This is a genomic window from Paenibacillus sp. (genome assembly GCF_035645195.1).
GTDB lineage: Bacteria > Bacillota > Bacilli > Paenibacillales > YIM-B00363 > Paenibacillus_AE.
Genome location: NZ_DASQNA010000007.1, coordinates 50,468 through 72,671, shown reverse-complemented (window position 1 = coordinate 72,671; position 22,204 = coordinate 50,468). Strand labels below are relative to the sequence as shown.

Sequence of the window (22,204 nt, the reverse complement as noted above, 5' to 3'; positions counted from 1 at the left end):
CGCGATCTACCAACTCAGGAGGAGAATGAATACCATGGTACAATTCGAACAATACGCGCTTCCGACGGAAGGCGAACGCATTACGATCGACGCGAACGGCAAGCTGAACGTGCCGAACTTTCCCGTCATCCCGTTCATCGAGGGCGACGGCACGGGTCCGGACATTTGGGCCGCATCCAAGCGCATCCTCGACGCAGCGGTCGAGAAGGCGTACAAAGGCGAGAAGAAGATCGCGTGGTACGAAGTGTTCGCGGGCGAGAAAGCGTTCAATACATATAACAGCTGGCTCCCGGCCGACACGCTGACGGCGATCCGCGAGTACATCGTCGCGATCAAAGGTCCGCTCACGACGCCGGTAGGCGGCGGCATCCGCTCCTTGAACGTCGCGCTCCGCCAAGAGCTCGACCTGTACGTCTGCTTGCGCCCGGTTCGCTACTTCACAGGCGTGCCTTCGCCGGTGAAGCGTCCGGAGCTCGTCGACATGGTCATCTTCCGCGAAAACACGGAGGACATCTACGCGGGCATCGAGTACCAAGCGGAATCCGCGGACGTGAAGAAAGTGATCGAGTTCCTGCAGCAGGAAATGGGCGTCAAGAAAATCCGCTTCCCGGAAACGTCCGGCATCGGCATCAAGCCGGTTTCCCGCGAAGGCTCGACGCGTCTCGTTCGCGCGGCGATCGAGTACGCGATCAAGCACGGCCGCAAGAGCGTTACGCTCGTGCACAAGGGCAACATCATGAAGTACACGGAAGGCGCGTTCAAGAACTGGGGCTACGAGCTGGCGGAAGCCGAGTTCGGCGACAAAACGTTCACGTGGGCGCAGTACGACCGCATTAAAGAAGAGCAAGGCGCCGACGCGGCGAACGCGGCTCAGAAGGCTGCCGAAGCGGCAGGCAAGGTAATCGTCAAGGACGCGATCGCGGACATCGCGCTGCAGCAAGTGCTGACGCGCCCGACCGACTTCGACGTTATCGCGACGCTCAACCTGAACGGCGACTACTTGTCCGACGCGCTCGCGGCGCAAGTCGGCGGCATCGGCATCGCGCCGGGCGCGAACATCAACTACGTTACGGGCCACGCGATTTTCGAAGCGACGCACGGCACGGCGCCGAAGTATGCAGGTCTCGACGTGGTGAACCCGGGCTCCGTCACGCTGTCCGGCGTCATGATGCTCGAGCACCTCGGCTGGCTCGAAGCGGCTGACCTCATCTACAAAGGCATGGAAAAAACGATCGCAGACAAGACGGTGACGTACGACTTCGCCCGCCTCATGGAAGGCGCGACGGAGGTCAAGACGTCCGAGTTCGCGAACCTGCTGATCAAAAATATGGGTTAATCGCAGCTAGCGATGCAGCATAAAAACAGGCAAATCAGGGCTTTCGATGTCCTTATTTGCCTGTTTTGCGCATAATACCGATAAGTACGAACTTTTCCAAAGGGAGGTCTTACTTATATGGCAATCCGCAGAAACAAAATTACCGTCGTGGGCGCGGGCTTCACGGGCGCGACGACGGCGCTGATGCTGGCGCAGAAGGAGCTCGGCGACATCGTGCTCGTCGACATCCCGCAGCTCGAAAACCCGACGAAGGGCAAAGCGCTCGACATGCTCGAAGCGTCCCCCGTGCAAGGCTTCGACAGCAACATCGTCGGCACGTCCAATTACGACGATGCGGCGGGCTCCGACATCGTCATCATCACGGCCGGCATCGCGCGCAAGCCCGGCATGAGCCGGGACGACCTCGTTAACACGAACGCGGGCATCGTGAAATCCGTCTGCGAGCAAATCAAGGCGAAATGCCCGGATGCGTACGTCATCATCCTCTCGAACCCGGTGGACGCGATGACGTACGTCGCGAACGAGACGCTCGGGTTCCCGAAAAACCGCATCATCGGCCAATCCGGCGTGCTCGATTCCGCGCGGTACCGCACGTTCATCGCCCAGGAGCTGAACGTGTCCGTCGAAGACGTCGTCGGCGTCGTGCTCGGCGGCCACGGCGACGACATGGTGCCGCTCGTCCGCTACACGTCGGTAGGCGGCGTGCCGATCGAGAAGCTCCTCCCGAAAGAAAGGATCGACGCGATCGTCCAGCGCACGCGCACGGGCGGCGGCGAGATCGTGAACCTGCTCGGCAACGGCAGCGCTTATTACGCGCCCGCGGCGTCGCTTGTGCAGATGACGGAAGCGATTCTGAAAGACAAGAAGCGCATTCTGCCGACGATCGCCCTGCTGCAGGGCGAATACGGCTACGACAATTTGTTCATGGGCGTGCTGACGGTGCTCGGCGGGGGCGGCATCGAGAAGATCATCGAGATCGAGCTGACCCCGGAAGAGAAAGCGGCGCTCGACAAGTCGGCCGAATCCGTCCGCAACGTCATCAAAATCGTAACGGGCTAAACACATCCAGCGACAACCCCGCGGCGAAAGCGCCGTCGGGGTTGTTTGCGCATCGGGGAGTCGAGAAGCATGGGGAAACGATTTCCGGCGCTGCTGCCGGAGCATGAGGCGTTCATCCGCAAGCAGAACGTATTTTTCGTCGCTTCGGCGCCGCTCGCCGGCGACGGGCACGTGAACGTATCGCCGAAGGGATACGACGTGTTCCGCCTGCTGTCGAGCGACCGCGCGGCGTATCTCGATTTGACGGGCAGCGGCAGCGAAACGAGCGCGCATCTGCTCGAGAACGGGCGCCTCACGATCATGTTCTGCGCCTTCGAAGGGCCGCCGAACATTCTGCGCCTGTACGGGAAGGGCGAAGTCATCCTGCCGGGAAGCGAACAGTGGGAGCGCCTCGCCCCGCTGTTTCCGACGATGCCGGGCGCGAGGCAAATCGTCGCGATGCGCATCGAAGAGGTCCAGACGTCCTGCGGCTTCGGCGTGCCGCTCATGAGCTACGAAGGCGACCGGGAGACATTGACGCGGTGGGCGGAGAGTAAAGGGGAGACGGCATTAGAGGAATACCGCGCGGCGAAAAACGCGGTCAGCCTGGACGGGCTGCCGACGCCGTTCAGAGGAGCGGACAAGTAAGAGAATCGACCGCGGCGGAAAGCGGCGAGACGCGGACAGCGTTCGGCCACCCGTTGGAAAACGATTCCTCGATAAGCTATACTTTGTATGGGACATTACTGCAACGGATGGAGGAATTTCACGATGGTCGATTTTATTTTGTTTTTGCATGTGCTCGGCTCGCTCGCGGTCGGATTTTATTTGCTCCTGCCGTTCGTCGCCGGCAAGCTCGCGGGTCTCAATCCGCAGGCGCAGGTCGGTTACGCGAAGGGCATTTTCGGATTGAACCGGATCGGCCAGTGGCTGCTCATCGTTCAATTCTTGACGGGCGGCTACTTGATCAGCAAAGCCGGCGTCAGCGTGCCGTGGATGGTCGTCGTGCTCGTCCTGTTCGTGGCGCTCGGCGCGATGTCGGGCATGATCGCGGGCCCGCTGAAGCGCATTATCGCGCACGGGGGCGAAGGCAAAGCGGCGGCCAGAGAAGACGCGTCCAAGCTGACGACGTTCAGCACGATCGCCTCGATTCTCGTGCTCGCGCTGCTCGTGCTCATGTATTACGAGAATTTGATTTAAGCCGCGGGACGCATGGAGAGCCATTTCTTCTCCTACCTGTACCGGCTCCGGTATATCGAGCGCTGGAGCTTGATGCGGAACACGCACCGGGAGTCGGTCGCCGTACATTCCTACTACGTGTCGACGCTCGCGCATCTCCTATGCACGATCGCGAACGAGGTGTACGGCAAGAGCGTGCCGACGGACCGCGTCGTGTCGCTCGCGCTGTTCCACGACGCGACGGAGGTGTTCGTCGGCGACGTAGCCGCGCCGGTTAAGCACAGCAACCCGAACGTGCGCCGCAGCTTCCGGGAAATCGAGGAGGCGGCGGCGGAGCAGATCGTGCGCATGATCCCGGAGGAGCTGCGGGACGTGTACGCGCCGCTAATCCATTCGCACGACGACGAGCTGTACGCGTGGGTGAAGGCGGCCGATCTGCTGGACGCCTATTTGAAATCGCTGACGGAGCTGACGGCGGGCAATCGGGAATTCGCGGTCGCGAAGGCGCAGCTGGAAGCGTCGCTCCGAGGGCTCGGCATGCCGGAGGTCGACTATTTCCTGCGGCATCTCGCTCCGTCATTCGAGAAGACGCTCGACGAAATCGTGCCGAACGAGCCGTGATCGAGCGGCCGGGAGACCGGCCGCGCCGCGCATCCGCCAGCACGGCCCCAACCGAACCGCTTCCGCCGCAAATTGACGCGGCCGGCGGTTCTTTTTGCTGTGCGGGATATGGTATGATAGATGATATACCAAATAGATCTCGAGGGGAGAACCTGCGAACCTATGAATCTCGATCAATTCGAACAAAGCATATACGACCTGATCGTCGAAACGTCGACGAACCTGCCGGCGGACGTCCGCCGCGCCATCAAGGCGGGAGCGAGCCGCGAGAACGCGGGCACGCGCGCCGCGCTGTCGATGGGCACGATCACGAAGAACATCACGATGGCGGAGTGCAACGTGTCCCCGATCTGCCAGGACACGGGCATGCCGACGTTCATCGTTCATACGCCGGTAGGCGCGAACCAAATCGAAATGAAAAAAGCGATCCGCTCGGCGATCGCGCGCACGACGAAAGACGGCAAGCTGCGCACGAATTCCGTCGACTCGCTGACCGGCGGCAACTCCGGCGACAACCTCGGGCCGGGCACGCCGGTCGTCCACTTCGAGCAGTGGGAGCGCGACGACATCGAAGTGAAGCTGATCCTCAAAGGCGGCGGCTGCGAAAACAAAAACATTCAGTACAGCCTCCCGACGGAGCTTCCGGGCCTCGGCAAAGCGGGCCGCGATCTCGACGGCATCCGCAAGTGCATCCTGCACGCGGTGTATCAAGCGCAGGGACAGGGCTGCAGCGCCGGCTTCATCGGCGTCGGCATCGGCGGCGATCGGACGACGGGCTACGAGCTCGCGAAGCAGCAGCTGTTCCGCAAGGTCGACGACGTGAATCCGCACGAAGATCTTCGGAAGCTGGAAGAGTACATTTTGGAAAAGGCGAACGAGCTCGGCATCGGCACGATGGGCTTCGGCGGCGAAGTCACGCTTCTCGGCTGCAAAATCGGCGTCAACAACCGTCTGCCGGCAAGCTTCTTCGTCTCCGTCGCGTACAACTGCTGGGCGTTCCGCCGCCAAGGCGTGCTGATCGACGCGGGCTCCGGCGCGATTACGGATTGGGTATACGAGCGCGGCACGGCGGAAGCGATGGACGAGGCGGCGAAGGAAGAGCCGGCGCAGCAGGAACGCCGCGAAGTCGTGCTGACGACGCCGATCACGGAAGAACAGGTGCGCTCGCTGCGCGTCGGCGACGTCGTCATCCTGAACGGCCGCATGTACACGGGCCGCGACGCGATCCACAAGCATCTGATGGATCACGACGCTCCGGTCGACCTGAACGGCGCGGCGCTGTACCACTGCGGACCGGTCATGCTGAAGGACGACCAAGGCTGGCATGTGAAGGCGGCGGGCCCGACGACGTCGATTCGCGAGGAGCCGTACCAAGGCGACATTATTAAGAAATTCGGCATCCGCGCAGTCATCGGCAAAGGCGGCATGGGGCCGAAAACGCTCAAAGCGCTTCAGGAGCACGGGGCCGTGTATCTCAACGCGATCGGCGGCGCGGCGCAGTACTACGCGGAGACGATCAAGAGCGTCGAAGGCGTCGATTTCATGGAGTTCGGCATACCGGAAGCGATGTGGCATCTGAACGTAGAGGGCTTCGCGGCGATCGTCACGATGGACGCCCACGGCAACAGCTTGCACGCCGACGTCGACAAGAGCTCGTTCGAGAAGCTCGAAACGTACAAGGAGCCCGTTTTTAAATAATGAATAAATTTCGGAATCGGTTAACGCTGATTTTCATATTTTTCATCGGCCTGTCCAATGTTGCGGCAGGCATTTTTACGATCTCGGTCATGCGGGACTCGCAAATTCATGCGCTCGAGAACCGGATGGTCGAGCAGCTGGAGATGTACCTCGCGACCGTCGACTGGAACTATGTTCGCAACCGCTCCGTGAGCGGGGAAATGTTCCGCGAGGAGGCGGCAAGACTGTCGCGGAAAACCGGAGCGCGCGTGACGTTCTTCGATAAGGACGGCCGCGTGCTCGGCGATTCCCGCGGCGAAGCGATCACGAACGAGACGCTCCCGCCGGAAATCGCGGAAGCCGCGGGGGGCAAGGCGGGACTCGACATTCGCAGGGATACGGACGTCGGGGAGCAGGTGATGTACGCGGCCGTGCCGGCGTCGTTCGGCGCGGCGGGCGTCGGCTTCGTCCGGTTCGCCGAGAGCTTGTCTCCGCTCGACGCCGAGACGATGCAGATCGCGGCGTACCTCGGCCTCGGCCTGCTCGTGCTGCTGGTGCTGACGGCTCTTATCGCCTACCGCATTTCGCAAAACTTGACGGGCCCGATCGAGAAAATGACGAAGGTCGCGTACCAGATTACGAACATGAATTACAAAGCGCGCGTATCGATTCCGAATCAAGACGAAATCGGACAGCTCGGGCAAGCGATCAACAAAATGTCCGAAAGCCTGCAGGTGCAGATGAATCAAATCCAAGAGGACGAAAGCCGGCTCAAGAGCGTCCTCGAGAACATGACGAGCGGAATCGTCATGATCGACCGGGAGGGCGACGTCGTACTGCTCAATCGCACGGCGGAGGAGCAGCTCGGCTTCCCCGGCGCGGAGCTGCTGGGCCGCCCGCACACGGCGCTGAAGACGCAGCCCGAGCTCGGCCGGATGATTCGGGAATGCTTCGAACGCCGGGAGCCGCTGCGCGATGAGGTGGCGTTCCATTATCCGGAAGAGCGGACGATGGACATTCACCTCGTGCCGATGAAGCTCGCGGGGGACGAGGATTCGGGGATTCTCATCGTGCTGCACGACATTACGGCGATTCGCCGCTTGGAGCGGATGCGCAGCGAGTTCGTGGCGAACGTCTCCCACGAGCTGAAGACGCCGATCGCCGCGGTGAAGGGCTTCGCGGAAACGCTGCTCGGCGGAGCGGCGAACGATCCGGAGACGACGAGATCGTTCCTGCAGATCATTTACGACGAAAGCGAGCGGCTCAACCGGCTGATCGGCGACATTTTGGATTTGTCCAAAATCGAATCGAAGCGCGTGCCGCTGCATTATTCGCCGATCGAGATGAAGTCGTTCGTCAACCGCATCTTCCATATGATGGCGACGGAGGCGGCGAAGAAGAGCATCGCGCTCGAAGCGCAAGTCGACAACGACGTGTATATCGAAGCGGACGAAGACCGGCTGCAGCAAATTTTTATCAATTTGCTGTCGAACGGCATCAACTATTCCCAGGACGAGGGGCGGGTCCGCGTGCTCGTCGAGCCGATGGTGACCGACGCGGAACGGCCCGACGAGTACGAGCGGGTCCGCATTACGGTGCAGGACTTCGGCGTAGGCATTCCGAAGAAGGATTTGCCCCGCATCTTCGAGCGATTTTACCGCGTGGACAAGGCGAGATCCCGCGCCTCCGGCGGAACGGGGCTGGGCCTTAGCATCGTCAAGCATTTGGTCGAGCTGCACAAGGGGACGATTCGCGTGGAGAGCGCGATCGGCATGGGCACGCGCTTCATTATCGAGCTGCCGGTGCTGCAATAACGGATCCGGGCGTTCCTTTTTTTTGCAAATATGTTACTATGAACTTATAACTGCGTATGAACCCATTACGGTTATCGGGGGTTGCTATGCCGCATCATATTTTGGTTATCGAGGACGAGCCGACGCTATCCCGATTGCTTTCCTACAATTTAACTCAAGAAGGATACACGGTCGATACCGCCGAAACCGGGGGAGACGGATTGCTTGCGGCTTCCGGCCGCAAATACGACCTGATCGTATTGGATATCATGCTGCCCGGCATGAGCGGGTTCGAGGTGCTCACCAAGCTGCGTCAGCAGGGGGATCGGACGCCGATCATCATTCTGACGGCGCGCAACGCGGAGAGCGACATCGTGCAGGGGCTCAAGCTGGGCGCAGACGACTATATGACGAAGCCGTTCGGCGTGGCGGAGCTGCTCGCGCGCGTCAGCGCCGTGCTCCGCCGATCCCGTCCCGACGAGGCGGACCCGGATCCCGACGAAGGGCAGGAGAAGATCATTGCCGTCGGCGATTTAAAGATTTATCCCGAGAAGTACGAAGTCGTGCTGGCGGGGGAGTCGATCGGCCTCAGGCCGAAGGAATTCGAGGTGCTGCTGTACCTCGTGCAGCGTCCGGGCATGGTCGTGACGCGCGACGATTTGATGAACGTCGTGTGGGGCTTCGACTACGTCGGGGGGCAACGGACGGTGGACGTGCATGTTTCGTCGCTGCGGAAGAAGCTGGAGATGAACCAGCAGAGCGTCCGCATCGATTCGATTCGCGGCGTCGGCTACAAATTAGTCATTGCCAAAAAGTAGGCCTTTCCGCTCGAGGGCGCATCTTCGATAGGAACCTTCACGACCGCTGCGCCGCGGCGAGTTGTCGGCAGCTTCCATTTGACGCGCGTCAATTTTCGTGGAGCGGCGGTCCCGGCTTCGGTATGATAGCAGTAAAGACGTACCGGGGAGGGGAATCTATGATTCGGAAGCTGCCGATCGAAACATTGATTCAAGTGTACCGAGATTCATTGAAATACGCCCTGGATCGGGAATTTATCGAACTGTTGGAACAGGAATTGTTTCGCCGCAAAGCGTTGAACGCTTCGATGCTGGAAGGTTTGCCCGCCGAACGCGACGCAGAACGAGCGATATAGAGGGGCCGACATGATCTATGATTGGTAGAAGGTTTCGTAAGCCCACTGGTAAGATCAGCTTAATGATCTTATTCAGCGGGCTTGTTTTTTTGAGCGTGCTGACGACGACCGTCATCCAACTGGCGGTCGGCTACCGCTCGGAGCGGGAGCTTCTGTATGACACGACCTTGGAGCTGAATCAAGAGAACGCGCAGAAAATGGCCGTGACGATGGACGCGATGTTCACGTCGATGCGTTCGACGCTGCAGTACGGAGCCGACGCGATGACGGATCTCGGCGGCGAACACGAACTTCGGGTGTATCTCGATTTGCTTCGCAACGGGGGCCGCATGTTCAATTCGCTGGTGCTCGCGGACGACGCCGGCGTCGTGGTCGGCTCGTCGCCGGACCATCTCGGCATCGACGGGAAGCGGTTGACGTCGAAGGCCGCCGTCGAGGCGCTGCGCTTGAAAGCTCCGTACATGTCTCAGCCGTACATAGCGCTGACGGGACGGATGATCGTCTTGATTACGGAGCCGGTATACGGGCAAGGCGGGGACTATCGAGGATTTCTGGCGGGAACCGTGTACTTGCAGGAGGACAATGTGTTGTCCGACGCCTTCGGCGGACGTACGGAGGAGGCATCGGGCACGTACGCATATATCGTCGACAAAGACGGGTTTTACGTCTATCACCCGGATCCGTCGCTCATCGGCGAGAGGATGGCCGAGGTCGAAGTCGCGGAGGCGTTGTCCCGCGAGGGGAACGGGCACCTCGCAACGAAGGGGGACTCCGGCGATTCGGCGCTGGCAGGTTACGCGACGGTCGAGTCGAACGGATGGAGCATCGCGGTGCAGACGCCGGTCGAAGCCGTCGAGGCGGAGCTGCGGCGGCATACGCTGGACCGGCTGATGTTCCTCGTGCCGAGCTGTCTGGCGCTGCTCGCCGTCGCGGTGTATCTCGCGCGGCGCATGGCGGAGCCGTTCGTCGCGCTGTCGGTCGTCGCCCGCAAGCTGACGTCGGGCGGTACGGTGCCGGAATCGCTGCTGCGCGGCCATTGGAACCGCGAAGCGGACACGCTCGGCAAGACGATGCTGCTCGCCTTGCGCTCGGTGCAAGAGGACGCGGAGCGGCTGACGACCGAGGCGATGACCGACCCGCTGACCGGGCTCGGCAACCGCCGTTCGCTGCGGGAGGCGATCGCGGGCTTTACCGCCGGCGGCGGAGCGTTCGCCGTGCTCATATTGGACATCGACCGGTTCAAATCGATCAACGACACGTTCGGACACGGCGTGGGGGACGAGGTGCTGCGCTTCCTGTCCGGGGTCGTGCGCGGCGCGCTGCCGTCCGGGGGGACGTGCTACCGGCTCGGCGGCGAGGAGTTCGTCGTGCTGCTCGCCGGCGCCGACGCGGCGGCGGCGTTCCCGTCGGCGGAGCGCATCCGCGGGACGCTGGAGCGGACGCCGAGCCCGACGGGCGCCAGCGTCACCGTCTCGATCGGCGTGGCGGACTACCCCGAGCGAGGCGCGGACGAGGAAAGCCTGCTCGTCGCCGCCGACGCGGCGCTGTACGAAGCGAAGGCGCAGGGACGCAACCGCACGATTATCGCAAAGAAGGACCGCCCGTGAAGCTGCACGGGACGGTCCTTCGTTCGTCATGCGGGGAAGAAGCCTTCCTCGCGCAAATATTGTTCGGCTTCTTCGATCGTCTCGAAGGCCGAATCGACCAGGTCGTCCGCGTACACGAACCAATGGTCGTCCTCGAGCGCGAGCCGCAGCGTCCGGCCTTGGTCGTCCTTCCACGTCTGTCCCGGCGCTTCCGGCGCTTCCGCCGATGCCTCCGCTTCCGGCTCGGTTTCGGTCTCGTCCTCCGGCGACAGCGAACGGATCGAAGCGGCGATCAGCTCGCGCAGCTCGGCTTCGCCGTAGTCGCGAATGTTGACGAAGCCTTTGTCGTCGGTCGCCGCTCCCGGCACTCGGCCGGCGTAGACGAAGCCGTTGCCGTTCGGATGCAGATGGTAGCCGACATTCTTTTTGTCGTAGGCGCTTCGGTCATATTGGAAATTGACGCGGCCGAGCGATACGTCTTTGCGCGTCAGTTCGGGGAACGACGCGAATACGGCCAGTTTTTGTTCGAAGGTAAGCATGAGATGCCTCCGGTTCCTCTAAGGTATGCATTGTGATGCGTACGATTATATCATACCCAACGATGGGTTGCCCGCGGCGCGCGAGGGCGAGTCCGTTGCCCTTTTTGTAAGCGCTGCCCCCACCTAAAAATATGTCCGGTCCTCCCAAAAAAGCGACATTCATCTACGGTTTCGACCTCGGTAAGATGAGACTCAAAGGGAACGATCCCTTCATCATCGATAATGGGGGTATTGAAAAATGAAAACGAAAAGACGTTGGCTGAGCCTCGTGTCGCTTGTGACGTCCGTAGCAATCATCGGCGCGGCTTGCTCCGGAGGCGGATCCGGGGGCGGTTCCGGCAGCGGGGACGGCGGCGGGAACGCCGGCACCGGCGCGTCGAACTCCGGCGGAGGCGGAGGCGCGGCGAGCACGAAAGAAATTTTGTTCTGGACCCCGTTCTCGGGCGCGGACGGCGCGTTCATGCAGGACATGGTCGATAAATACAACGCTTCGCAGGATGCCGTGAAGGTCAATTTCGTCATTCAGCCCAGCGGCGAATACTACAAGCAGCTCGACGTGGCGCTGAGCACGACAGGCGAGCGCCCCGACCTGATGATCATGCACGTGGATCAAATTCCGACGTACGTAAGCAAAGGGCAGCTGGCTCCGATGGAATCGCTCGCGCAAGCGGCGGGCATCAAGAAAGAGGATTACGTGGAAGCGCCGGTCGAATATTCGACGATCGACGGCAAATGGTACGGCATTCCGCTCGACATCCATCCGCTCGTTATGTATTACAACAAGGATTTGTTCGAGAAGGCCGGCATCGCGGCGCCGCCGTCGAACATGGCGGAATTCGAGGACGCGATTCAGAAGCTGACCGACCCGGGCGCCGGCGTATACGGCTATGTGCTGCCGACGCTGTGGCCGCAGCAGTTCATCTTCCCGACGCTCGTCTGGCAGAACGGCGGCGACCTGTGGAACGGCTCGGATGTCGCGTACAATTCGCCGGAAGCGGTCGAGATGGTGAAGTGGATGCGGAGCCTCGTCGAACGCGGCATTTCGCCGGGCAACGTGCAGCAGGACGGCGAGAACACGCTCTTCCTGCAGGGCAAGAACGCGATTCAGTTTAACGGCCCGTGGATGAAGGGGCAGTTCGACGAAGCGGGCATCAACTACGGCATCGCGCCGATGCCGCAGCTCGGCAAAGCGAAGCAGGCGGTATTCGCGGGCTCCCATAACTTCGTCATCCCGGCGACGCTCACCGATCAAGCGACGCTCGACGCGGTCGGCGATTTCCTCAAATACGTCGCCTCAAACTCGATCGATTGGGCGAAGTCCGGGCAGGCGCTCGCGTCGAAGCCGATGCTCGAAAGCGCGGAGTTCAAAGCGCTGCCGAACAGCGCGATCGCGGACAGCTTCTCGTACGTGCAGTTCGCGCCGAACGTGCTCAATTGGCCGACGATCGCCGAGCCGATCTGGGGCGAGCTGAGCAGCGCGCTGCTCGGCGAGAAGGATCCGCAGCAGGCGCTGGACGACGCGGCGGCGAAATCGCGCCAAGCGATGAACAAATAAGCGGGGTTCGAGGAAAGCGCAAAGACGGGAATCGGCGACGGCTCCCGTCTTTTTCCTCATCAAGCATAACGAAAAGGAGGCGTTCGAGATGTACAAAGCCGCTTGGCGATCCCGATTCACGTCGTCGTTGTTCGTACTGCCGTATTTGCTTTGCTTCGCCGCGTTTTTATTGTTTCCGATCCTGTACGGCATTTACATCAGTCTTCATCAATTCGAGCTGCTGTCCGCGGAGCATCCGTTCGTCGGGCTGCGGCATTATATCGGCATTTTCACCCCCGGGACGTATTTGAACAGCTTGTTCTTTAACGGATTATGGGCGACGATTCAATTCGTCGTCTATTCGGTGCCGCTGCTCATCGCGGTCGGCCTCGCCCTCGCGCTGCTCGTGAACGCGCTGCCGAGGCGCGCGAGGGGCTTTTTCCGGACGGTCTATTTCGTGCCGTACGCGCTCTCCGCGTCGGTCATGGCCGTCATTTGGCTCATGATGTTCGACACGAACGCCGGCTTCATCAACAGCTTGCTCGGACGCGTCGACTTGAACCCGGTGCCTTGGCTGACGGGGCGGCCGTGGGCGTGGATCGCGCTCGTGCTGGCGACGCTGTGGTGGACGATCGGCTTTAATATGGTCATTTTCATTAACGCGCTCAACGAAGTGCCGGAAGATTTGTACGAAGCGGCGTCGATCGACGGCGCGGGCGCCTGGCGCCAATTCGTCGACATTACGCTGCCGTCCATCCGGCCCGTCATGCTGTTCGTCATGATCACGTCGACGATCGCATCGTTCAACATTTACGCCCAGCCGTTCCTGCTGACGCGCGGCGGCCCGGGCGACAGCACGAAGGTGCTGCTCATCAACATTCTCGATCAGGCGTTCATCCGCAAGGAAGTCGGCTCCGCGTCGGCGATGGCCGTGCTGATGGCGCTGCTCATGATCGCCGTGTCCGTGGTGCAGTACCGGTTCACGTACGGAAAGAAGGGGGATGCGCGATGAGAAAGGCGCTGCTGATGCTGCTGGCGATCGCGGCGGCGATCGTCTTTCTGCTGCCGCTCGTTTGGATGCTGTCCACGGCGTTCAAGAACGACTTCGAGGCGCTCGCCGGCCAAATGAATTTCATTCCGAAAAAGCCGACCGTCGACAACTTCGTCGCCGGTCTCACGGGTAAGCTCATGAACGTGCCGATCACGCGGTGGATCGCGAACTCGCTGTCCGTCGGCATCGCCGGCACCGCGCTCGTGCTGTGGATCGACTCGATGGCGGCGTACGCGCTGGCGAGGCTCGAAGACGTGCCGTTCCGCCGCACGCTGTTGTCGACGTTCATCGCGTCGCTTATGATCCCCGGCGTCTTGACGTTCCTGCCGATGTATTTGGAATTCAACGCGCTCGGGTTGATCAATACGTACGGCGCGCTCGTCCTGCCGTACACCGCCTACGCGTTCGGCGTGTTTTTGCTGTATCAGTTTTTCGCCGCGTTCCCGAAGGAAATCGAGGAGGCCGCGCGCATCGACGGCGCGAACAAGTGGGAGGTGTACGCGAAAGTGCTGCTCCCGTCGTCCGTCCCGATCATGGTGACGCTCGGCATTTTCACGTTCATGGGCATTTACAATGATTTCGTATGGCCGCTGTACGCGACGACGTCGCCGGACATGCGCACCATTACGGCGGGCATCGCGATGATGGCGCAAGGCAGCTACACGCAGGCGTACGGGAAGCTGATGGCGATGACGACGATCGCCGCGCTGCCGGTGCTGCTCGTGTTCCTGTTCGGGCAGCGCTCGTTCGTAAGAGCGATCACGCAGTCGGGCATTAAGTGAAGGCGGCCCAGGCGTCCGTCGATCAAGGGGGGAGGGACGGAGCGGGATGCTTCGTTTTCGTAGCAAGAAAGCGCTTGCTTTTTTTATCGTTTTCGCGGCAATATGTATCATAGGAGGGGGGATGACGTTCATGCAGCGAACGGAAGAGCGGACGGCGGCAAAGCCCTACGCGGGCCATGGCGGCACGTTCAAAAACACGATCGCGGACATTGATACCCCCGATCCCAGCGTCGTTTACAACAACGGATATTACTACATGACGTTCACGCATAACGGGACGGACGTCATGCTCATGAAATCCCGGACGCTCGATTTCCGGGAGGCGGAGCGGAAGGTCGTCTGGTACCCGCCGGTCGACACGATGTATTCCGCCAATATTTGGGCGCCGGAGCTTCAATTCATTCGCGGGAAATGGTACATCTATTTCGCGGCCGACGACGGTCGGAACGAAAACCACCGTATGTACGCGCTGGAAGCCGATACGGCGGATCCGATGGGCTCGTGGACGTTCCGCGGACAAATCGCGGACGAGACGAACAAATGGGCGATCGACGGCCTCGTCCTGGAGCTGGACGACAAGCTGTATATCGTCTGGTCGGGCTGGGAGGGCGACGTGAACATCGCTCAGAACACGTATATCGCCCCGATGAGCGATCCGCTCACGATCTCGGGGCCGCGCGTCATGATCTCGAAGCCCGATCTGGATTGGGAACGCGCCGGCGGACCGCCGTACATTAACGAAGGCCAGGCGATCTTGCAAAAGGACGGGCGCACGTTCTTGTTTTACTCCGGCGCGGGCAGCTGGACGCCGTTCTACAGCATCGGCATGCTGACGCTGGAATCCGGCCTCGATCCGCTGCAGCCCGACAATTGGATGAAGGCGCCGCAGCCGCTGCTGACGATGAACGAGGAGACGGGCGTATACGGCCCGGGCCACAACTCGTTCACGACGTCGCCGGACGGGACGGAGGATTGGATCGTCTACCATGCGACGAGCGGCAAACACGACGGCTGGAACAACCGGAAAGCCCGGGCGCAGAGGGTGCTGTGGTCGGAGGACGGGCTGCCTTCGTTCGAACCGGCCTTGGCGCTCGACACGCCGATCGAGGCGCCTTCGAGCTCCGGCGTGTTCCGCGCCGAGCACGCGCGCGAGGATGGCGGGGCGCTGCTGTTCGACAGCGTGACAGCGAGCGTCGAGACGGCGGCGCCGCTGCTCGCGCACTACGTCAACGAGAGCGGGAAGGCTGCCGCCGCGGCGGTAACCGCGAACGGGACGGCAGCGGGCGAAGTCGCGCTGCCGCCGACGAAGCCGGGCGCAACCGGGTATGCGTTCGCGAACGCGCCGGTGCCGCTGGCGGAGGGCGGTAACACGATCGGCATCGGGGGCTGCGGCGCAGGCTGCCGCGTGCTCGCCGTCGAGCTGCCGCGCTTCGAGGCGGAGGCGGCGCTGACCGAGGGCGGCGCGGTCGCTGAGACGAATCCGTTCGCCTCTGGGCGCGGGGCGGCGGAGCTGCCCGCCGGGGAAGAGGCGGCCGTGCGTTTCCTGAACGTGCGGGTGCCGGCAAGCGGGACGTACACGGTTACGATCGCGGTATCGAACGCGACCGGCGCCGAGGCGTCCGCGGCGGTGCGCGCGAACGGCGGGAAGGCGGCGACGCTGACCGTCCCGCCCGGGGAGCGTTCCCGGTTCGAGCCGCTCGCTTTGCAGCTGAAGCTGGCCGCAGGCGCGAACGAGATCGAGCTGCGGGGGGCGACCGGCGCGCTGAAGATCGATTATTTGGACATTACGGCGAAAGATTAGCGTTGAAGAACGCTGCAGACAGGGGGACTTCGCGGTGGGCTCGGACCGGTACGGATCATCCATTCGATATCGACTCATATTGCTTCTGTTCGGCTGCGCCGCGGCGCTGACGGGCTGCGCCGCCGCGGACGAAGCCGAACCGCCGGTTCCGCCCGCCGCGAAAGGTCCCGTTCACGTCTTGGAATATTGGACGCCCTTCAGCGGCGGCGACAACCGGTTCATGACCGAGATGGTCGACCGGTTCAACGCGGAGCATCCGGAGATCGAAGTGCGGCAGACGAACTCTCGGCTGGACGATTACTATCAGCGGCTGCGGACGGCGATCTTGGCCGGCAACGCGCCCGATGTCGCCATCATTCACCAAACGAGCCTGCCGCAGTTCGTGCAGAACGGCTATATCGAGGACGTCACGGAGCCGGCGAAGCGGGTCGGCCTCGCGCTCGACGGCTTCAATCCGAATATTCGGGAAGCCGTCATGTACGACGGGAAGCTGTACTCCGTGCCGCTCGACACTCACGCGCTCGTAATGTATTACAACAAATCGCATCTCGCCGCGGCCGGCGTCCTCGACGCGTCCGGCAAGCCGCTGCTGGAACCCGGGACGGCCGGCTTCGAAGCGTTCCTCTCCCGCATCCGGGATCATGTGCCGGCCGACGTGGCGCCGATGGCGCAGCCGAGCACGCGGATCGATTCGGTGTGGCTGTGGTGGAGCCTGTACAACCAGATGGAGGGCGGCGGCGCTTTCTATAATGAAGACTCGACGGCGGCGGCGCTGGACAATCCGAAGGCGCTCGAAGCGCTCGAGTACGTGAACGGCCTGTACGCGAAAAAGCTGATCCCGCCCGACATCAACGACGCCTTCAAGCTGTTCTACGAAGGGAAGGCGGCCGTGCTCATCACGGGCATGTGGGGGACGGGCGCGTTCGAGAACGCGCCCGGGCTCGACTTCGGCGTCGTTCCGGTGCCCGTCCTGTACGACCGCCCGGCCGTGTGGGGCGACTCGCACACGCTGGCGATTCCGACGAAGCACGGCATGACGGACGGGAAGCGCGACGCGGTGCTGACGTTCGCCCGGTGGATGGTCGAGCACGGAGAGCTGTGGGCGAAAGCCGGCCACGTGCCGAGCCTCGCGAAGGCCGCCCGCAGCGACGCGTTCCAGGCGCTCAAGCATCGGGTCGAGTTCGCGGAGACGGCCGATTACGTCGCGTATTGGCCGCGTCACGTCAAGCAGTGGTCGATCATCGAGGTGTTGATCCAGCAGTTCGAGCGCATGATTTACGGGCGGCAGACGCCCGCGGAGGCGCTGCGCAACGCGAATGAGACGATCGACGCCGAACTTCGAAAGTAGGGATTGCGGATGGCCACGATGCGGAGATGGCTGCAGCGGTTTCTCGACCTCGACCTCGCGAAGAAGCTGATCATCGTGAACTGCGCCCTGATCGTCGCTCCGCTGAGCGCGATGACGCTGTTCGCCTTCGCGAGCTTCGAGCGGGCGATGGAGCGCAATGTCGGCACGTACCAGCTGCAGGCGTTGAAGCAGGTTACGCTCAATATCGACACGTATATGAACGAGTTGAACCGGCTGTCCCTGATGCCGTACCAGTACGAGGAAATTCTTGAATTCCTCGGCTCCGAACGACAAGTCGGGCAGCCGCTGACGCTGGAGGAGATCGACCAGCTGAACAGCTTCGTCTCCAAGGTGTTCATCAACGGCCGCGTCGATATTATGGGCGTGTCGCTGTACGGCGAACGGGGCGCCTCGTACGTCGTGCTGCCGGAAAGCCAATATATTACGACGTACAAGCTTGACGAGAACGCCGATTGGCTGAAGCGGGCCCGCGGCCAATTCGGGCAGCCGACGTTCATTACGACGCACGAGGTGACGTCGACGAGCGGCACCGTGTACCGCGTGTTTTCGATCGCGCGGGAGCTGCGCAGCTTCGATACCGGGCGCACGCTCGGCTACATCGTGATCGACATCGATCCGGAGTCGGTGCGCGGCATTTTGTCGCAGGTGAAGCTGGGCGAGCGCGAATCGCTGTACGTGCAGGACAAGGACGGACGGCTCGTCATCGGCTCGGCGCCCGGCGCGGGCGAGCGGGCCGCGATCGGCCCGCTGACGGGCGAGGGCGTCCGCCACCTCGACCCGCCGAACGGCGGCGAGAGCTTGCTGGTCGCGCATTATACCTCTTCGGTCACGGGCTGGACGACGGTCGGCGCGGTGCCGATCCGCGAGCTGCTGAAGGACAGCGTCGTCGTGCGCAACTCGATCTTGCCGATCGGCTTCGTCTGCATCGGCCTTGCGATCACGCTGTCCGCCGCCTTCGCGTTCGGCGTGACGAAGCCGCTGCGGAAGCTGAGCCGGCTCATGCGCAAGGTCGAACAGGGCGAGCTGCAGGTGAAGTTCGCGGTGTCGAGCGGCGACGAGGTCGGGCGGCTCGGCCACGCGTTCAACACGATGGTCGGGAAGCTGAGCGAGCTCGGCTATTTATTGTACGAGACGGAACTGCGGGAGAAGGATGCGCAAATCGCGGCGCTCCAAAGCAAAATTAACCCGCATTTCCTGTATAACACGCTCGGCTCGATCAGCATGTACGCGGAGCTCGAGGGCAATCGGGAAATCGTGCTGATGGCGAACAATTTGAGCCGGCTCCTTCGGTACAGCTTGAGCAGCCGCCGGGACATGGTGACGCTGCGCGACGAGCTCGAGCATGTAGGCGGTTATATGGCGATTCAGAAGCTCCGGTACGACGACCGGGTCGACTATGCCTGCGACATCGACGCGTCGGCGCTCGACTGCCGCATGATGCCGCTGCTGCTCCAGCCGATCGTCGAGAACGCCTTGAACCACGGGCTGGACAAGGGCGCCGGCGTCGGCCGCATCCGGATCTCCGGCGGCGAAACGGACGGCGTGCTGCGGCTTGCGATCGAAGACGACGGCATCGGCCTGTCGCTCGCGCAGCTCGAGGAGCTTCGGGAGCGGCTGGCGTCGGCGAAGGACGTCGGGGGGACGTCGGGCAACGGGCTGCTGAACGTCCACCGCCGCCTGCGCCTGAGGTTCGGGGAGCCGTACGGCATCGCCCTAGACAGCATGCCGTATCAAGGATTGAAGGTCGTCATGACGCTGCCGGCGATCCGCCGGCCGGAGGGAGCGGATTCCTAAAGGGGGGAGACGATGCCGAACATCGTTATCGTGGACGACGAGTCGATCTTCCGGCGCGGGCTGCGGTCGATGATCGCCTCGCTCGATCCGGAGTGGAACGTCGTCGGCGACGCGCGGGACGGGTATGAGGCACTCGATTTGCTGCAGCAGCTCCGTCCCGACGTCATGCTGACGGACATCCGGATGCCGCGCATGGACGGCATCCAGCTGCAGAAAATCGCCCGGGAGCGATTCCCGGAGCTGATCAGCGTCGTGGTGAGCGGGTACGAGGATTTCACGTACGTGAAAGAATCGATGCGCCATGGCGCCAAAGATTACGTCATGAAGCCGATCGAGCGGGAAGAGCTGGGAAAGCTGCTGGAGCGGCTGAAGGAAGAGGTGCGGAAAAACGCCGCCCGGCACGTGCCTCCGCCGGAGACGAAGGAGGATCAGCGGAAGGCGAGAACGCGCGCGAGCGAGCGATTGGCGGCGGCGCTCATGCGCGGCGTCGTCGGCGCGGACGACATCGCGCGCCTCGAAGAGGTCGGCGTCCGGCTGGCTGCACCGCGCTTCGCCTGCATGGTCATCAAGCTCGACAAGCAGTCGGTCGGGACGGAGCGGTATCGCAAGGCGGATCCTTCGCTGTTCCAATTGTATATTCAGCAATTCGTGCAGGAGGTGCTCGACCGGCGGTCGTCCGGCTTCAGCTTCGTCTTGTCGGATTCGGAGGTCGTCGCGATTTTGAACGCGGAGGGAGGCGACGAATCGATGCGCCGGCTGCTCGACCTGGCGGAGTCGATCCGGCTGCAGATCAAGTCGCTGTCCAATCTGACGGTGACGATCGGCGTCTCCCGGCTGTCGCCAGGGCCGGAATCGCTGCCGAAGTCGTACCGCGAGGCGGAGATCGCCCTGCTCCATCGTCTGCTCGTCGGCGGCGACAAGGTGCTCGCTTACGAGCAGACGATGGACGGCCGGCCCGAAGCGGCGGAGACGCGCGAGTGGTCGTGGGAAGCGCTCGAGCGCGCGATTTCGGCCGGCCGCTCGGGCGAGGCCGAGCAGCGCGCGAGCGAAGCCGTCGCCGAGCTGTGCCGGGAGGCGCCGACGCCGCAGACGGTGCACCGCCACATTTGCAAGCTGCTCATTCAGTATTACGAGCTGGCCGTCGAGTGGGGCGTGACGAAGGCGTGGCTCGGCGAGAAGGACATCCGCGAGCTGCTGTTCGACGTCTGCTCGACGTCCGCGAGCGACGAGTTGGCGGAGCTGTGCCGCGCTCTGTTCGGGCGGCTGGCCGCCTGCGTCGCCGCGGGCAGCCCCGAGCGGACGCAGGACCCGATCGCGAAGGCGATCCGGTACATGGAGACGCATTACGAACGGCCGATCACGCTCAAGACGATGTCGGACATTTTGTTTTTGAACCCGGCTTATTTCAGTACGCTGTTCAAGCAGCGGACCGGCGTGACGTTCGTCGACAAGCTGACGGACATTCGCATCGAGGCGGCGAAGAAGCGCCTTGCGACGACGAGCGAGATGGTGGCCGAGGTGGCCGAGCGGACCGGATTCCGGAACGTGCGGCATTTTAATAGAGTGTTTAAGAGCGAGACCGGCTTGTCGCCTTCCGAATACCGCGAACGCGTTCGCGGCGGGGGATGAGCCGTTCTCGGTCGATGTCAGGGAAAGAAGCCGAAGAAGCTGTTGTCGGCTTCTTTTTTTTTGTGCGTCTATATATCTTTACAACTTCTTCATCTAACAATAATCCTCCTCTTACAATCTTTTAATACATTAATAGATAGTGAAAATTTGAGAGAAGGTGGAAGGGCCATCGACACATCATGGATCGCCGGCACGGCCAGACGGGCCGGGACGCGGCTCGGGCTGCTGTCGCTCGCATTCGCCGCGCTGATCGGCTTGTGGCCGAGCGGCCTGGCGAAGGCGCATTTCACTTCGACGGCTTATTCCGACATCGACGTCGGAGAACGCGAGCTGCGGTACGTCTTGTACTTGCCGGAGCACGATGCGCTGGAGAGCTTGCCGACGCTGGACGCGGACGGGAACGGAAGCTTGTCCGACGACGAGCTGCGGCTCGGGAAGACCGGCATCGGCGCGTTCGTCAACAGCGGAGTCGTCATTTCCGGAGACGGGAAGCTCGCCGCAGGCGAAACGACCGGCGTCGCGTTCGACGAACGCTCGGGCGCGCGAATGGTGCGCGTCGACTTGCGCTACGGCTTCGAGCAGCCGGTGGAACGGTACATGCTGCAATACGGGCTGCTGTTCCGCGACATTCCGGACCATCGCAATTTCGCTTCGATTCGCGTCGGCGAGCACACGATCGACCAAGTGCTGAGCGCGAGCAATACGATTTTGCAAATCGCCGGCGGCGAAGGGGCTCCTGCCGCCGCGGCGGCTTCCGGCCCGTGGACGGACGTCTTGACGACATACGTCCGTATGGGGGTAGAGCACATTTGGGGCGGGCTCGATCATCTGCTGTTCGTGCTCGCGCTGCTGCTGCACGTGCGCACTTGGAAGCAGGTGCTCGCCGCGGTCACGGCGTTCACCGTCGGGCACAGCGTCACGCTCGTTTTGTCGGCATTGGAATTGGCGTCGCTGTCCCCGCTCATCGTGGAACCGCTCATCGCGCTGAGCATCGTCTACGTCGCCGCGGAAAACTGGTTCCGCGACGCGCCGACGCGCAGCCGGCTGCAGCTGACGGCGCTGTTCGGCCTCGCGCACGGCTTCGGCTTCGCCGAGGTGCTGCACGGGGCGCTGTCCGGCAGCGTCGCGCTGCCGCTGTTCGCGTTCAACCTCGGCGTCGAACTCGGGCAGCTCGCCGTCGTCGCCCTCGCGCTGCCGCTGCTGTGGGCGGCGCGCCGCTATGCGAAAGGAGCGGCGCAATGGCCCCGGTACGCCTCCGTCGCCGTCGGCGCTTTCGGACTGTATTGGTTCGTCGAACGAGTTATCGAAAATTTATCCTAACA

Annotated in this window: 19 protein-coding genes; 18 read left to right on the top strand and 1 reads right to left on the bottom strand. The window is 62.4% G+C overall.

What is annotated here, in order from left to right; genetic code table 11:
- Positions 1 to 34 precede the first annotated feature (34 nt).
- From icd to VE009_RS01395, 10 genes are all read left to right on the top strand, one after another.
- Positions 35 to 1,336 (top strand): NADP-dependent isocitrate dehydrogenase, encoded by a 1,302-nt coding sequence (gene icd, locus VE009_RS01440; RefSeq protein WP_325005606.1) that lies wholly within the window; start codon positions 35 to 37, stop codon positions 1,334 to 1,336.
- A 117-nt stretch (positions 1,337 to 1,453) separates the two neighbouring features.
- Positions 1,454 to 2,395, top strand: coding sequence for a malate dehydrogenase (mdh, locus tag VE009_RS01435; protein WP_325005605.1), 942 nt, complete (start codon positions 1,454 to 1,456; stop codon positions 2,393 to 2,395).
- Positions 2,396 to 2,464: 69 nt separating this feature from the next.
- Positions 2,465 to 3,022: a pyridoxamine 5'-phosphate oxidase family protein gene (locus VE009_RS01430; RefSeq protein ID WP_325005604.1), complete on the top strand. Its 558-nt coding sequence runs from the start codon at positions 2,465 to 2,467 to the stop codon at positions 3,020 to 3,022.
- Between the two features lie 123 nt (positions 3,023 to 3,145).
- A complete protein-coding gene (locus VE009_RS01425) occupies positions 3,146 to 3,574 on the top strand; it encodes a hypothetical protein (protein ID WP_325005603.1) in 429 nt (142 codons plus the stop codon).
- 12 nt (positions 3,575 to 3,586) lie between these two features.
- Positions 3,587 to 4,174, top strand: coding sequence for a 5'-deoxynucleotidase (gene yfbR / locus VE009_RS01420; protein ID WP_325005602.1), 588 nt, complete (start codon positions 3,587 to 3,589; stop codon positions 4,172 to 4,174).
- A 162-nt stretch (positions 4,175 to 4,336) separates the two neighbouring features.
- Positions 4,337 to 5,872: a fumarate hydratase gene (locus VE009_RS01415; RefSeq protein ID WP_325005601.1), complete on the top strand. Its 1,536-nt coding sequence runs from the start codon at positions 4,337 to 4,339 to the stop codon at positions 5,870 to 5,872.
- Positions 5,872 to 7,665, top strand: a complete 1,794-nt coding sequence (gene pnpS / locus VE009_RS01410) for a two-component system histidine kinase PnpS (protein WP_325005600.1) — start codon at positions 5,872 to 5,874, stop codon at positions 7,663 to 7,665. Before VE009_RS01415 ends, pnpS begins: the two co-directional genes overlap by 1 nt.
- A gap of 86 nt (positions 7,666 to 7,751) precedes the next feature.
- On the top strand, positions 7,752 to 8,462 hold the full coding sequence (locus tag VE009_RS01405; RefSeq protein WP_325005599.1) for a response regulator transcription factor: 711 nt from the start codon (positions 7,752 to 7,754) through the stop codon (positions 8,460 to 8,462).
- Between the two features lie 158 nt (positions 8,463 to 8,620).
- Entirely contained in the window at positions 8,621 to 8,797 is a 177-nt protein-coding gene (gene sda, locus VE009_RS01400; RefSeq protein WP_325005598.1) for a sporulation histidine kinase inhibitor Sda, read from the top strand.
- A 62-nt stretch (positions 8,798 to 8,859) separates the two neighbouring features.
- Positions 8,860 to 10,404: a sensor domain-containing diguanylate cyclase gene (locus tag VE009_RS01395; RefSeq protein ID WP_325005597.1), complete on the top strand. Its 1,545-nt coding sequence runs from the start codon at positions 8,860 to 8,862 to the stop codon at positions 10,402 to 10,404.
- A 26-nt stretch (positions 10,405 to 10,430) separates the two neighbouring features.
- Here VE009_RS01395 and VE009_RS01390 read toward each other — a convergent pair whose 3' ends face one another.
- Positions 10,431 to 10,922, bottom strand: a complete 492-nt coding sequence (locus VE009_RS01390) for a hypothetical protein (RefSeq protein ID WP_325005596.1) — start codon at positions 10,920 to 10,922, stop codon at positions 10,431 to 10,433.
- Positions 10,923 to 11,160: 238 nt separating this feature from the next.
- Here VE009_RS01390 and VE009_RS01385 point away from each other — a divergent pair, with 238 nt between their 5' ends.
- The 8 genes from VE009_RS01385 to VE009_RS01350 all read left to right on the top strand — a co-directional run bounded on the left by VE009_RS01385 (position 11,161) and on the right by VE009_RS01350 (position 22,202).
- Entirely contained in the window at positions 11,161 to 12,477 is a 1,317-nt protein-coding gene (locus VE009_RS01385) for an ABC transporter substrate-binding protein (RefSeq protein ID WP_325005595.1), read from the top strand.
- 88 nt (positions 12,478 to 12,565) lie between these two features.
- A complete protein-coding gene (locus tag VE009_RS01380) occupies positions 12,566 to 13,468 on the top strand; it encodes a sugar ABC transporter permease (RefSeq protein ID WP_325005594.1) in 903 nt (300 codons plus the stop codon).
- Positions 13,465 to 14,289 (top strand): carbohydrate ABC transporter permease, encoded by an 825-nt coding sequence (locus VE009_RS01375; protein ID WP_325005593.1) that lies wholly within the window; start codon positions 13,465 to 13,467, stop codon positions 14,287 to 14,289. The genes VE009_RS01380 and VE009_RS01375 overlap by 4 nt, the downstream gene beginning before the upstream one ends.
- A 130-nt stretch (positions 14,290 to 14,419) precedes the next feature.
- Positions 14,420 to 16,090: a family 43 glycosylhydrolase gene (locus VE009_RS01370; RefSeq protein WP_325005592.1), complete on the top strand. Its 1,671-nt coding sequence runs from the start codon at positions 14,420 to 14,422 to the stop codon at positions 16,088 to 16,090.
- A 34-nt stretch (positions 16,091 to 16,124) separates the two neighbouring features.
- A complete protein-coding gene (locus VE009_RS01365) occupies positions 16,125 to 17,438 on the top strand; it encodes an ABC transporter substrate-binding protein (protein WP_325005591.1) in 1,314 nt (437 codons plus the stop codon).
- A gap of 18 nt (positions 17,439 to 17,456) precedes the next feature.
- Positions 17,457 to 19,253, top strand: coding sequence for a sensor histidine kinase (locus tag VE009_RS01360; protein ID WP_325005590.1), 1,797 nt, complete (start codon positions 17,457 to 17,459; stop codon positions 19,251 to 19,253).
- 12 nt (positions 19,254 to 19,265) lie between these two features.
- Positions 19,266 to 20,882 (top strand): response regulator, encoded by a 1,617-nt coding sequence (locus VE009_RS01355; protein ID WP_325005589.1) that lies wholly within the window; start codon positions 19,266 to 19,268, stop codon positions 20,880 to 20,882.
- A gap of 147 nt (positions 20,883 to 21,029) precedes the next feature.
- Positions 21,030 to 22,202: a HupE/UreJ family protein gene (locus VE009_RS01350; protein WP_325005588.1), complete on the top strand. Its 1,173-nt coding sequence runs from the start codon at positions 21,030 to 21,032 to the stop codon at positions 22,200 to 22,202.
- Positions 22,203 to 22,204 lie beyond the last annotated feature (2 nt).